This window comes from Paenibacillus residui, from assembly GCF_042677205.1.
In the GTDB taxonomy this organism is placed as follows: Bacteria; Bacillota; Bacilli; order Paenibacillales; family NBRC-103111; genus Paenibacillus_L; species Paenibacillus_L residui.
On sequence record NZ_JBHTIU010000098.1, the window covers coordinates 11,418 to 24,519 of the forward strand.

The following is a 13,102-nucleotide window of genomic DNA, read 5'->3' on the forward strand; positions in this document are numbered from 1 at the left end:
TATAATGAAATTATAATCCGAAAGCATCGGTCAAAGTAACCTCGGGAGAGTTTTCCCCGGGGTTACTTTGTTTTTAGCTATAAACATTTTGTACGTTCATTTGAAACGGCCGCCCATACAGCACCTGTTGATCGGCGTCAAACAAATTCCGGTAAACCACTTGTCCGCGAGTGGATGAAGCATCGACGACCTTGCCGTTTCCGGCATAGATGCCAACATGGGTAATGTCCATAAACCGACCATTGCTGGCATAGCTCCAAAAGACCAAATCGCCCGGAGCCAAATCTTCAAAACGGATTGTCCACCCGTTATCGACACAATGTCTGGCTTGTTCAGCCGCCGTCCGCGGCAACTGAATGCTCAACTGCCGGTACACCCATTGAACAAGATAACTGCAATCTGTATAGCGGTCTTGCCCGGCCAAAACTTGACTGTATGGATCGCCCAAGCGAGTCAATGCCAAGCGGACAGCTTCACCGCCCCATTCCCCTTTCGGCAGATCGTGATAAACGATTTCAAGCTGCTCAGTCGTTAACCCAACATCCATATCTTTACCGAGAAGCGCGAACATGAGCGGGCGGAACTCCGCCGACAACATTTCATGCATGATCTCTCTTTGTTCGATTGTAAAGTCGTAGATGTCGGCCTGCTGCCCAGCAGTATGACTGGCAACTGTAATGTGCAATACCGATTCATACCAGGTTATCGTTTCCTTACTCGTGCTCCCATCTTCATGTTCCACCGTAATCGTTTCCCTGTGTTCAATCGTTTCCACGTAAGAGTCCAGTTGATTCATGTCCCAAAAGACGGAGCGAATCACATCCACCCGAGTGGCGTCCAGTGTGGCTACGTCCATGCCGTTTTCGCTGTCCATTACGGTACGAACCGCAAAGACCGCGATGACGTCCATCCAGTTATCGATGCGAGTATTATCAGCGCTTCCGAGATAATGGATTTCTACACGATCCACTGAGCCTGCATCCCGACGTATGTCCTCCAGTCGGACAGCAAATTCGTTGTCGATGTCTTGTACGATGTCAGAAAGCGGCAATACATCGCTATCCGTATTATCACTGGAGACAAAGATGCCAAAAGGAGATGATACAACCGCAGCAACAGCCATCATGATGCATAGCAAGATGATCACCGTACCGCTAACACCTAAAAGAGCGATCATGCCTTTGGCGAGTACCGCAGTCATTTTCTCCGCTACACGAATCATGCGAATGTTCCATCTGGCAACAGCTTGCAGCCGCTGCTTTGAACGGTGCATGGTCATCAATCGAAAGGCTGCTTTTTGCGCTTCCCTGGCTTTATGTTTCATCCTATCTGTTGGATTATGGACCTGTCCTTTTTCTTGGCTAGACTGATGAATCGGTTTTACTGAATGGGAAAGCACCTTGATGACTTTGCCGCCCGTTTTGACACGCCCGGATACACCTGCATGCGGCTTCACCAGCTTATGAGCGGAAGAACGAACGGGGGCGGGATTTCGTTTCCTCCCGATTGTCATTTCGCCGGGTTGTAGACTCGAACGTTTGTCACGAGAACGCACGGTAGTCTTGAATAGGGTGTTCGTGGTCGTGACACGCTTCTCGACAGGTTTTGACATCGGGTTTGACTGGGTTTCACTTTTAGCTTGAGCTTGGGGTTGTTGAGCTTGTTTCCGACTGACAATCCTGGCCCGCACCATTCGATGAATATAGCGTTGCTTCCCTATCACTGTTTCGGAAAACAAAGGATATTTCCCGCCAACAGGCTTCCGCAAACGCAATGGACGCTTGGTTTGGGAAAATGAATGTACAGCCTGACGATTATCTCTTCCTTGTATGGCACCTGTTGAATGGGCGGACAGCGCTTGTTGTTTATCAGAAACAACCGAACGTTTGCTCACTTGAATGCCGCTTCGCTTACGTGAACGCCGACCGCTCGCCGTTTCCCCCGATTGCTGAGGCATGGTTTCTTTCTCCTTCGCCGTCCCTATCAAGCGCTCCCGTTTTTTCCGAAGAAGACGAATTGCTCCTTTGCTCACACCTGGAATGATGCGCATCCCCTTGCGCAGCGTGGTTTTTGCCGCCCTCACGGATTGATTTTGCGCGTACACCACAGAGGAACCTGTAGATTCCGAATCATGGCGATTAGATGACTTATGTTTGGAACGTACATCGACAGACTTTGCTTTTGCCATCAAGTTGGAGAAGCGATCCAGCTTCTTAATGTTCTTCACCCGTGTCCTTGTCTTTATATCCTTCATCAAAGTTGCCCTCCTGGCATATCCATTAACGGGTTGGACCGTTCATACGTTGGGGAACCCGGTCATGGCTCCTGCAATATTCCGGATAACGCAAGCGAATCGCCTCAAAGAAATAAGGCGCATAACGACAATCAAACAACTCGTGCGGCGTGGAATCCCGTTCCTGCTGTTCTTCTGCCCATCCGTTCCACAGATTAAAGGCCAAGCGGCTTGCTCGAAGGGAAGTACCTGTTTGCTAGGAAGCCTTTAAACCTTTCGGTCGGATGCTGTCGTTTGAAAAGTCAAACAAGTCCTGAACATGCGTCCTCGTTTCTCGCGTCAAGCCTAACGTGTAAAACAACGCACGATGATAGACACCATGAGTACCAACAACGGCTCCTAAAATACGGGATGAAGGGCAGCATGAGCCGCAAGGGCAACTGCTACGACAACGCCTGCATCGAATCGTTCCACAGCATACTCAAAAAGGAACTCGTTTATCTGGAAAAGTTCAAGACCCGCAAGGAAGCGCAAAGCAAGATTTTTGAATATATCGAGTTTTTCTACAATCGCAAACGAGTCCATTCGGCGATCGGGTATCTCACACCCATTCAATGCGAACAAATGTACGATTATGTTGCGTAATTTTCTCGATTCCATGTGTCCAATCTATTGACAGAGGTCCAGTATCTGTTGCCGAAAAAGAATTAAAAATGGCCACTTAATGCTGTCGCGATTACATCTTGGTCTGTAACCAGCTTTACATGTACGGAAAACTGAACAAGGTGAAGAAAATCCCGTTGAAGGTGGAAGCTAGTGAACTGGTGGTGCCCGAAGAATTAATCAAGAGAGTTCAGAAGAAGCAGGAAGCTTTTTAAGAACGGCTCTGTTAAAGTTAGTTGTTGTTAATTGACTCAACTTTCGCAGCTTAATTTTCCGAACAAAGCCTTGATATAATTAGGCAAACTCGCAATCCATTGCTGGAGTTGACATACTACGGCAGACTGATCCCGCTTGGATTTCACTTCCGTAAATGCCATGAAAAATGCGATCAGATGTTGCAAAGCCGTTTTGAGATCCAGGTCTCGAACTTCGTCGGAAAACAGGAAAAACAGACCACCCAACGACAGCGCGTCGTTGTTGTGACGGCGTTCCCATTCCATCACGAGATAACGTGTAAACACGATCGTGGTGTGGCTGATGAGCATATCAACGACCTTGAAACTCCGTTCCCAGCTTCAGGTACGATTTGGCAAATTTGAAGAACATCTGTCGGGTAAAGGACTGGCGCGGTGCTCATAGCCCGTTCCCAGCCCCTCCCCATAAGAACTGCTCGTGAGGTTTTCCCTCAAGCAGCTCACCCCGTAAACTTCGTCGAAAGGGTTATGAGACCTATCACATAGCGGACACTTTCATCGGAACCCATCTGCGTTTTTCAAGGGATGGACTTTCCAGTCCCAGTATAGCCCCAACACGCCATAGAGGTATTCGTTACTCCATCTCCGCCATCCAATGCTACTTTTTCGTCTCCGTTTCCTTCTGGTCAGCAATGTCCGGATTTTCATTTCTGTGTAATCGCGCACTTCACTGAATGCATCACTGGAATTTCCCACCCGAAAATAGTTCACCCATCTAGCCAATATCGCATTGATTTGTTTCACGATCTCTTTGGCCGGTTTCGCACCTCCGTTTCGAATCACTTCACGGATTCGCGCTTTCACCGCTATACGGGCTTTCTTTTTCGGTGTCATGAGGATGAAATGGCCGGTTTTGCTTCGGTTCTGTATTCGCCTTAGATCGAATCCCAGGAATGCAAAAGCGTCGCCTTTCAAAGCATTGACCATACGGGTTTTCTCCAAGTTGAGTTCCACACCAAGCGGTTCCAATTGTTCGCGTAGTCGTTGCAGAGCAAGCTCGGCCCAACCGCGTTTGCTGGAATGCCCACTCACGGTAATCAACATGTCATCGGCAAAGCGATGGTAGTTGACGGCTTCGAAGTCTCCTTCCGCCGTTTTCCGTCGGATCGCATCAAACATCCAGTCCACTTCATTTAGGTAGATATTGGAAGCCAGTGGTGAAAACGGGCCCCCTTGAGGTACGCCGATCTTCCCTGCTGCCTTTATCACCTGTCTGACGAGCTGCATCACTTGAGGGTCTTGGATGCGTTTTGCGATTTTATCCAGCAATATGGTGTGTCTTATGGTGTCAAAGTAGCGCGACAGATCGACGTCGATGACCATCGTCATTCGACGCAGTACGCTGCGCCGCACTTCTGACAGTGCTTGATGGGGAGAGCGTTTCGGTCGAAAACCATAGGAGTTCGGGCAGAAGTCTGCCTCGAAGATCGCCTCCAGTATCAGTTTCAGCGCACCTTGCACCACGCGATCTCGAATACTTGGAATTTGCAACGTTCGCATTTTTCCGTTTGCCTTCGGGATCTCTACTTTACGGTTGGCTTGTGGGCGATACGTTCCCGCTTGAAGCTCCTCTTGGATGTTTTCCAGAAACGGGATGACCCCTTCGCATTCCACATCTGCAAAGCTTTTTCCGTCAGTACCGGGGGCACCGCCGTTTTTCTTCGCTTGTTGGTACGCTTCCTGAAGGGTAGTCATCTTGGTGACATGTGTAAATAGTCCCCAAAATCGATGTGTAGGTTCGGCCTTCGCCTTTCGATATATCCGCCGCCTTAGCTCCTGCAAATTGATGGTGTTTTTGTCATGGCACCCTTGCCTCCTTTGGTCGTACGGACTTGCTTACAGGTCCGGGTCCTTCCCTCCCCGCGCGTTTTGCTGCACGCGAATCATCAGTACTACAACCCGATCCGCCACCCTGGCACCTGCCTGTCCCATTTCCCGATCACGGTTATAGGAACGGCCTCCTCGATGAGATTTCTTCACCGGGTGCCGAGGGCTTCTCCAGTTTCCACAACCTCTTTCCCTCCATGTCGCCGCTGATACCCCGCCGGTGAGAACTGCCGTTTCAGACTCTTTCGGTCAGTTCTTACTGCTTTCGCGCGTTATCGACCGTCTCAGCCACCGGATTTGCGTGTTACGAGGCTACGTCTGCGTTCACTGCACGTTACAACCTGGAATTTTGCCGCATTCCTAATGAATGTTTGTCAGAGGGCTCCATCGGTTCACTTTCGTTCCGCGATGCCTCTCAGGCTACGGGAGTGTAGTCTTTTCCCCCGGTCGGACTTTCACCGACTAGAAGTTGTGTCCTTAACTGGACACGCCAATGCTCCAACGCATGCCGTAGATGCGAACGATTTCAGCATCTTCCAACGCCAAATCGGTGCTGAGCAGAACCAGCCAATCCCGCCGCCGATGGCGGTTTTGCACAAAGACCAGTTTGATCGGTAAACCGCAGGCAGTTTGAACGATGACCGAGCCAAGGATTTCTTTGTTTTTCTGCTTTGGCAACAGGGCATACAGTTCATGGAGCGTCAGGCTTTTTCCGTTGAACCGGTATCGTTGTTTCATCGCCTTGACCATCCCAATGACATGTAGACCTTTCGCCATCAATTCACGCAACAGAGGCGCTTGGGTAAACCAACTGTCCATCAGGACAAAGTCAGCGCTGAATCCCGCCTGGATCGCTCGATCAAGCAGAGCCGCCACGGCATCCGGTTTGCGTGAAAGTGCCTCGATGCGGCGTTTGTAGCCTTGGGTACGCTTGGACGTTCCTTCATCACGCAAAAGCGATTCGTCAGCTTGGCCGAGCTGAGCATGACAAAATCGATGGGCGCAAAGCTGAAGCCATCCGACCATCCGAGCGTGAGCATGTTGTAGCCGCGAGCATATCTCCTCGTCGTATGATCGAAGACGCGAGCCAGCAACTCGGCTTTCTTGCTGCGATCCCTGCGAAGAACCGAATCATCAATGATGAACGTTCGAACGCGGGACGAAGAGGTTAAGGAATCAAAATGCTGAACGACCTTCAGACTCAAGGCATGCAAAAATCTTCGCCAGGCAAAGCGTGGATGGTTTATGAATCGATAGACTACATCTTTGCCAGGCAACGACTGGCGGTCGCTATGCAGATGACGAAACCAATTGCGCCCTTCGAACACGAGCGTAAAGATCAGCTTAAAAATGACCAGACTGGACAATCCGAACGACTTCGAAATACCGGCTTTACGCAACAGTTGTCCGATTTGCAAAGCGGAAAATAAAGCAGAGATTCGTTCTTGCCCCTTTTCAGACAGGAAGTTGTGTTGTACCATAGAGTTACGCTCCTTTCTGTTTGGGATGGGAATACTATCCACTTCCATTTAACCAAACGGAAAGGTGTTTTTCTGTCAAGAACGAGATTTTTCAATAAGAAATCCTGGTAATATCAAGGCTTAACACTAATTTTCAAGCTGCGAAAGTTGAGTAAATAATAGCACTCGGCTAAAATCGGTTTGTTGCTATTTTGAAAAGTAGCGCCCAAAGATACGCTACTTCAATTTAAATGCTTTCTACTCGTTCAAATAGGTTGTCACTCTGTTCTGGATCAGCTCGGCAACTTCTTCAGCAGTTTTTTGCTCACTAAAGAAGGCCATAGATTCTTCTCCTACAATTGAAATTACCTTGCCATCCGCTGCCGAATGGTTATTTGCAGTATGAATGAACTTTTTGAACTTGGCAAATTCATCATTCGTCACTTTCGGCGCTTTCCCGTCTGGCGTCTTATACGTTCCGTTTTCCACTTGTTCCTGCATCTCGTTCAATTGCTTCTCATTCACAGATTTCAGCAGCGAAAATCCTTGTCTTTCTTGCAACGATTGCCCTTCTTCCGATAGCATGAAGGCAATAAACTTCCAGGCCTCCTCTTTCACCGCGGATTGGGCTTGAATGGCGAACTGGGAGGCGAGAACAATTCTCGTTCCTCCTTTTTGTTCCGGTTTTTGCAGCAGCTTCGGATTGGAGAAATAAAAATGCAAATCATTGATAAAATCTGCCGGCGATCTCAGAACGGTCGAATAAAACATTTGCTTGCCTATATCCGCCGGTTCTGAAGTCATGACCTGATTATCGTACATATCTTTTATTTGCTGCATTGCTTCTACGAACGATGGAGAGTCAAACAATGCCTTTTTCGCCGCGGTATCAACAAACTCGGAATACCTGTCCACAACCATTTCTTGCATGCGGAAATCAGGTGTTTCCCCCGCCATGGCATAACGACGTTCCGCACCGCTCTCGCCTAACGTCTTCGCAATATCTTCAAACTCCTTCCAAGTCCAATTCTGGTCGTCAATACTCGTGTTCCCGAGAAGATCCCCATCACCTACAAACGCTCGCAGGCTGAATCCGAAAGGCATGGCATACAGACCATCATTTGATTTTATCGCATCCAAAATATTTATTTGCAAATCGCCATGATTTAGTGTATCGTCTTGCTTCATGAGCTCCTCCATATCCAGGAGAAGGTCCTTGTTCACATAATCTTTGGTTGGCAGACCGCTGACTTCAAAGATATCCGGACCTTTGCCCGATAGTATTGCTGTATTTGTCGTTGTTTGGTATTGTTCATAATCTTCTATAACCTGAATTTGCAAATCGATATCCGGGTACTTTTCCTCAAACTTTTTTTCTGCGATTTCATAAAATGAGCTCGCTTGTTGGACAGACAACGTAACGATAGTTTTCCCCTCTTTATTTACCGGTTTCTGGCTTCCCGATTGATCACTTCCCTCAGAAGCGCATGCACTCACCAACAGAAATAAAATGCCTATAAACACCATAAATGACCACTTTTTCATCGAATAAATTCCTCCTGTTAAAATTAGCTTATTGCAGACGAACACGGTTTCCGTCTTGTAAAGGCTCGCTGCTTTCCAGAATTAACAGATCGCCCTCATAGAGACTGTCGGCCAGAAGCAAGGCTTCATGATCATTCCTTTCACTGACCTGAATGCGCACTTTACGAGCAACGAAAACATTGCCCAATGCTCCTCTCTGCTCGTCAATTTTATAAACAAACATTCCGTCACGCTCATAATGAATGGCCTCACTCCAAACAACCAGTCCTTGCTGGCGGGAGCGTTTCTCAATATTGACCCATGCTCGCTCACCCCCTTTTAGCTCGGCATTGAAGACGTTGATACGTATCAGCTTCCGTGGAATCGTACGGTTCAGACCAGTCAAATCAACGGATTCGATTCTCGGCTCTGCATCCACCATTTCGATAATCGTTCCTTCAAGGATACGGGTCTGTTGTGCCTGAACGCTTTGTACCTCGACCTCTACCTTCGTCCCAACTGATATATCCAAGTGGGTCAACAGCGTAGAATCGGCGGGAATATCCAACTTGTAGCCCAAGCTATCATTTGAGATTCGAACATCCGGTTCTCCCATAAATGCCATTCCTTCGACTGCACTCAATTGGGTTACAATCCCGTCGAACGGAGCGATCAACTCCTGTCCGCTTGCCAAACGGTCTCTCAACTCGTTAATGTTTCGTTCCTGCGTGTCTAGGTCAAGTTTTAGCGATTCAATCGCGCGGCTAGCGATTCGTGTATCAAGTTCATCCCCACCCTGTGCTGCCTCAATGAACTGATCCTGAAGATTTTCCAGTTCAATATTCATTTTCTTCAAGTTGGCCATTTCATTTTCTAATTCTCGTTGTGCCGCTGTACTGTCATATTCTATTAGCTTTTGCCCCGCTTTCACACGGTCTCCTTCCTTTACGAAGATCTTTCGGACCTTCCAACCGGCAGGGTTCGTTAACCTCGCTTCTTTGAGCGGTTCCAATATGCCGCTTCCCTCAATCGTAAATGTCAAGTTTCCTGTAGTCAGCGGTTCCGTTCTTACTTTCGGCAAGGTTAATGATTGAATGGTATTTCCGAAAAAAGTAAGCAGCAACAACAATCCTAGAAAAACAATAAAGGCAATTTGAATCATTCGTTTGCGTCTGCGATCAACTTGTTCGTTTGCTAACCCCATATTCAGTCTTCTTCCTCCTAAAACATTCCGTTGGAAAGATTGCTCCTATTACCCCTTGATGCCGGATAATTGAATGCCTTTAATGAAATAAGTTTCCGCATAAAGAAATAACAGCACCATGGGGGTCATATACAGCACGGATGCCGCAAAAGCGATCCCAGGTTCATCATTGATCCTGGACAAGTACACAGATAACGGATGCCTGAACGGATCGTTCAGAAAAATTAGCGGCTGCTCTACCATGTTCCAATAATCAACAAATAAGAGAACGACGAGCGCAGCAACACCTGGTTTCACCATAGGAACAATCATCGTGAAGAAAATCCGCAAATGGCCGGCCCCGTCCAACTTCGCCGCTTCAATATAGGCATACGGAATATGTAGCATGAACTGTCGAAGCATAAAAACACCGAAAGCTGCGAAAATGCCAGGCCATATAATGGCATTCGGGCTATTCAGCAGCCCCAATTTATCCGCCATAATATAATTCGGCACTAGTGTCACCTGAAACGGCATGAGCATCGTCATGACATAGACGATAAACAGACGATCTCGGTAACGAAACTGCAACTTGGAGAAGGCATACGCAGCAAACGCCGAGACCAAGATTTGCCCAACGATGATCGGCACTACCAACAACACCGAATTCCAAAACAACATTAAATATCGGGGACTTGCCACCAACACTTCGCCATACTGCTTCACAGATACATGATCCGGCAGCAATTTTAAATTTCCATAACGGTTTTTCCCCCCTTTCATCGCTTCATTCATCTGTCCGATAGATCCATAATTGATATCGATTTCCTGGGCTGTCATGAATGAATTAGTGAACGTGACCACAATTGGAAATAAAAACATAAGCGCAATTGTGCCCAACACGACTGTGAGGCCAATTTTTCGAATGATTTTGTGAAAATTATCCAAAGACTCTCACCTCTATTCCATGAACTGCCGATATCGGCGTTCAAGCGCAAACAAACCGATGACGATCAAAAGAATACAACCGAACATCATGGTCGCCGCGGCTGTCAATTTCTGAATATCCAACGACGTGAACATGTTGTTCATATAATGTTGCATCATATAGATACTGTCATGCGGATAGTCTCCTGCGATTAAATACGTTTCCCGAAATACTTTAAACGAGTTCATAATCGACAAAATGACGACAAAGAACATCGTGGGAGTTAGATAGACAAGAGTGATGCTGCCAAACTGCCGTAAGCGCCCAGCTCCTTCCACATGCGCGGTTTCATAATAATCCTTCGGGATTTGCTGCAAACCCGCCAAAAATAAAACGACGTTATAGCCAATGTTCTTCCATAAATAGACGACAATAATGACATATCGGGCAGCATCGGTCTTCATCCAGTCCACGCGTTCAGTTCCGAAGCTGCTCAGCCAGGCGTTTACGGATCCGTTCCAATCGAACAACAATTGCCAGACGAACACAATTGAGGCAACGGGAACGACAAGCGGCAGCACATAGGCGGTCCGCAACCATTTTTGCAAATATAAATTTGCATTCAGCAGTACCGCAAGACCTAGCGACAGTGTGAGATTAAGCGGAACGCTAACCGCGCTAAAATAAAATGTATTGGTCACTGCCTTGCGGAAGGACTCGCTCATAAGCAACTCGCGGTAATTATCCAAACCCGCAAAATGACGATCTACCGGGCTGTCTACAAATGAATAAAATACTCCCATGATAAATGGAACAAGGTAAAACAGTGCGAATCCAACAGCGCTCGGTGCGAGAAATAGCCAGGCTACCACCGCATCCTTGCGCATCCATTTCATGATCTTCCTATCGTCATCTTGTCTAAAAAACCGTTGCTTCATTTACGCTTCCTCCAACCAGTCTTACCAGTACTATAAAAAGAACAGTTTAAAGAATAAGTAGGGTAAAAATAAAATTTTTATTAAATACCGTCCAACATTGAACGGACGATCCTCTTTGTTTGCAGTCTCAGTGATAACACGCTTAGAACATAAAAAAACACTTATTCATTCTCAGTTTCCTCCCATTGATGCTTTCATTTGGGAAAACTGATTGAAGAATAAGTGGAGAAAAAACAGAAATCACGCAGTGTCCAGACACATCCTAGTTACTGATGCGCTGTAGGTGCGTTGCTTTGCGGGAGACGAACTTCAAATAACGTGCGAACGGGATCGCTTTGCGCTGAGATCGTGCCCCGATGCTGTTCCACGATATTTTTCGCAATAAACAGACCGATACCGGAGCTTCCTTCCCGCTCAGTACGCGCTTTATCGACCGTGTAAAACATATCGAAAATATACGGCAGCTCCTCGGGGGGAATGCTATGACCATAATTAATCACTTGAACTGCTGCATTCTCCGCTTCTACTGTGCAATGAATATCTATATACTGGCCATCCTTGCCATAACGGATAGCGTTCGTAAGGAGATTCTCAAATACGCGCGCCAATAATTCACCGTCGCCCCAAATCGTCACATGCGGAGTTACATGCAAACGGGTTGTCAGGTTACTTCTTTCTAAAGCAGGGTATAATTCCTCGTTTAATTGGATGAGAAGCTCGCTAAGATCGATCGGTTGTTTGTTCATCTTTAGCTGGCCGTAATTCATGCGGGCGATTTCGAAAAGCTCGTCAATCAGCTTCTCCAGCCGTTGCGACTTGGAAAAAGCAATGCCTGTATAGTGCTTGATCTGGTCATTCGTCAAATTATCGTCCTGAAGAATAAAGTCCAGGTAGCCCAATACGGAAGTGAGCGGCGTTCGCAAATCGTGAGCCAGATTCAACACCAATTGTTCTTTACTGTTCTCTGCAAAGTCTCCCCTCTCCAGCGCTTGCTTCAATTTTTCACTAGCCAGATTGATATCCCGCGCAATATTTTCGAACTCATCATTAGACCGGATGTTTATTTTGCTGTTGAAGTCGCCGTTTGCCAGTTGATTGATTCCACGCGATATTTCGTGAAAATAAAGGGAATACCGTTTCGTGAGGAGAAAGAAAAAATAAAAGGAGAGAGGAATAAAAATAATCAAGAAAAAATTGAGGTCCCCGATTTCTCTCATGAAATAACGGATTTTAGTCGTCGGGTCTTCATACTTCGTCGTATGATAATAGAGCTGAAACACTTTAAAGATCAGAAAGGTGATCGCACCAGAACAAAGTGTGCTTAAAGCAAACAGCTGAATCATTTTAAACCGGAAACTTCGGATCTTATTAGCCATTGAACGTATATCCCACTCCCCAGACGGTCTTGATCCATTTGTTCTTATGCTTGTCTTCTTCGAGCTTCTTCCGCAATGTTCGTATATGCACCATAACTGTATTGCTGCCTTCGTAGTAGGCCTCCCCCCATACATGTTCGAAAATATTTTCTGTGCTGAAGACTTTCTTCGGATGGCTGGCCAACAGGTACAAGATGTCAAATTCCTTCGGGGTTAGCTCAATCGGGTTGTTATACAAAAAAACGGTTCGTTGTTCAGGATGGATGACCAGACCGCGCGCCTGCAGAACGGCTGTGTTCGAAGCTGCCGATGGATTGAATTGCAGCGCACGGCGCAAATGCGCATTTACCCGAGCGACCAGCTCCATCGGGTTGAACGGTTTGGTCACATAATCGTCCGCTCCTCTGACCAGTCCTGTAATTTTATCAAGATCAGTTGCTTTGGCGCTTAAAAAAATAATGGGCAGATGGTGACTTTCCCGGATTAGCTGCGTCGCTTCGTAGCCGTTCAGATTCGGCATCATGATATCGAGAATCGCCAAATCGACAGACTGCGTCCGAATGATCTGTACGGCTGCCAGCCCGTCAGAAACTTTAATACAGCGATAGCCCTCTTTGACCAGATGCAGTTCTATCAAATCGGCAATTTCCGGTTCGTCATCCGCAATTAATATAGTGATCGATTTCATAATCCACCTCAAGTAAATATGTTGATTG

9 protein-coding genes and 4 pseudogenes are annotated in these 13,102 nt (G+C 47.0%); 1 reads left to right on the plus strand and 12 read right to left on the minus strand.

Translation table 11 applies throughout. The annotated features are described in order from the left end of the window. Positions 1-73: 73 nt before the first annotated feature. Together ACFQ03_RS23040 and ACFQ03_RS23045 are read right to left on the minus strand one after the other, a co-directional pair. Positions 74-2,254, minus strand: a complete 2,181-nt coding sequence (locus tag ACFQ03_RS23040; RefSeq protein WP_213509926.1) for a C40 family peptidase — start codon at positions 2,252-2,254, stop codon at positions 74-76. 25 nt (positions 2,255-2,279) lie between these two features. Beyond that, positions 2,280-2,594, minus strand: a pseudogene (locus ACFQ03_RS23045) (DUF6075 family protein). Positions 2,595-2,596: 2 nt separating this feature from the next. Between ACFQ03_RS23045 and ACFQ03_RS23050 the strand changes: the two are divergent. After that, a pseudogene (locus ACFQ03_RS23050) lies at positions 2,597-2,878 on the plus strand (IS3 family transposase); the annotation flags it as partial. A 269-nt stretch (positions 2,879-3,147) separates the two neighbouring features. On the opposite strand, the pseudogene ACFQ03_RS23055 reads toward ACFQ03_RS23050, so the two are convergent. The 10 genes and pseudogenes from ACFQ03_RS23055 to ACFQ03_RS23100 form a co-directional block, all read right to left on the minus strand. Beyond that, a pseudogene (locus ACFQ03_RS23055) lies at positions 3,148-3,505 on the minus strand (IS4 family transposase); the annotation flags it as partial. Between the two features lie 140 nt (positions 3,506-3,645). Next, positions 3,646-4,938 carry a group II intron reverse transcriptase/maturase gene (gene ltrA / locus ACFQ03_RS23060; RefSeq protein WP_379291319.1) on the minus strand — a complete coding sequence of 431 codons (1,293 nt, stop codon included), beginning with the start codon at positions 4,936-4,938 and terminating at the stop codon, positions 3,646-3,648. A 48-nt stretch (positions 4,939-4,986) separates the two neighbouring features. Next, complete coding sequence (locus ACFQ03_RS23065; RefSeq protein WP_187386581.1) at positions 4,987-5,130, minus strand: hypothetical protein; 144 nt, start codon at positions 5,128-5,130, stop codon at positions 4,987-4,989. A 339-nt stretch (positions 5,131-5,469) separates the two neighbouring features. After that, positions 5,470-6,458 (minus strand): annotated as a pseudogene (locus ACFQ03_RS23070) (IS4 family transposase); the annotation flags it as partial. Between the two features lie 237 nt (positions 6,459-6,695). After that, positions 6,696-7,982, minus strand: coding sequence for an ABC transporter substrate-binding protein (locus ACFQ03_RS23075; RefSeq protein ID WP_055109536.1), 1,287 nt, complete (start codon positions 7,980-7,982; stop codon positions 6,696-6,698). A gap of 28 nt (positions 7,983-8,010) precedes the next feature. Next, a complete protein-coding gene (locus ACFQ03_RS23080; protein WP_055109539.1) occupies positions 8,011-9,165 on the minus strand; it encodes an efflux RND transporter periplasmic adaptor subunit in 1,155 nt (384 codons plus the stop codon). A gap of 48 nt (positions 9,166-9,213) precedes the next feature. Then, positions 9,214-10,026, minus strand: coding sequence for a carbohydrate ABC transporter permease (locus ACFQ03_RS23085; protein ID WP_083485226.1), 813 nt, complete (start codon positions 10,024-10,026; stop codon positions 9,214-9,216). 78 nt (positions 10,027-10,104) lie between these two features. Continuing rightward, positions 10,105-11,010: a carbohydrate ABC transporter permease gene (locus tag ACFQ03_RS23090; protein ID WP_187386582.1), complete on the minus strand. Its 906-nt coding sequence runs from the start codon at positions 11,008-11,010 to the stop codon at positions 10,105-10,107. A 266-nt stretch (positions 11,011-11,276) separates the two neighbouring features. Continuing rightward, the gene (locus ACFQ03_RS23095; protein WP_213595464.1) at positions 11,277-12,386 is read right to left on the minus strand and encodes a sensor histidine kinase; all 1,110 of its coding nucleotides are present in this window, start codon (positions 12,384-12,386) and stop codon (positions 11,277-11,279) included. After that, entirely contained in the window at positions 12,379-13,074 is a 696-nt protein-coding gene (locus ACFQ03_RS23100) for a response regulator transcription factor (protein WP_213595462.1), read from the minus strand. The genes ACFQ03_RS23095 and ACFQ03_RS23100 overlap by 8 nt, the downstream gene beginning before the upstream one ends. Positions 13,075-13,102 lie beyond the last annotated feature (28 nt).

Bases quoted from the DNA above. Each gene is read 5' to 3' on its own strand.
- ACFQ03_RS23040 (WP_213509926.1), bottom strand. From the start codon at position 2,254: ATGAAGGATATAAAGACAAGGACACGGGTGAAGAACATTAAGAAGCTG.
- ACFQ03_RS23075 (WP_055109536.1), bottom strand. From the start codon at position 7,982: ATGAAAAAGTGGTCATTTATGGTGTTTATAGGCATTTTATTTCTGTTG.
- ACFQ03_RS23080 (WP_055109539.1), bottom strand. From the start codon at position 9,165: ATGGGGTTAGCAAACGAACAAGTTGATCGCAGACGCAAACGAATGATT.
- ACFQ03_RS23085 (WP_083485226.1), bottom strand. From the start codon at position 10,026: ATGTTTTTATTTCCAATTGTGGTCACGTTCACTAATTCATTCATGACA.
- ACFQ03_RS23090 (WP_187386582.1), bottom strand. From the start codon at position 11,010: ATGAAGCAACGGTTTTTTAGACAAGATGACGATAGGAAGATCATGAAA.
- ACFQ03_RS23095 (WP_213595464.1), bottom strand. From the start codon at position 12,386: ATGGCTAATAAGATCCGAAGTTTCCGGTTTAAAATGATTCAGCTGTTT.
- ACFQ03_RS23100 (WP_213595462.1), bottom strand. From the start codon at position 13,074: ATGAAATCGATCACTATATTAATTGCGGATGACGAACCGGAAATTGCC.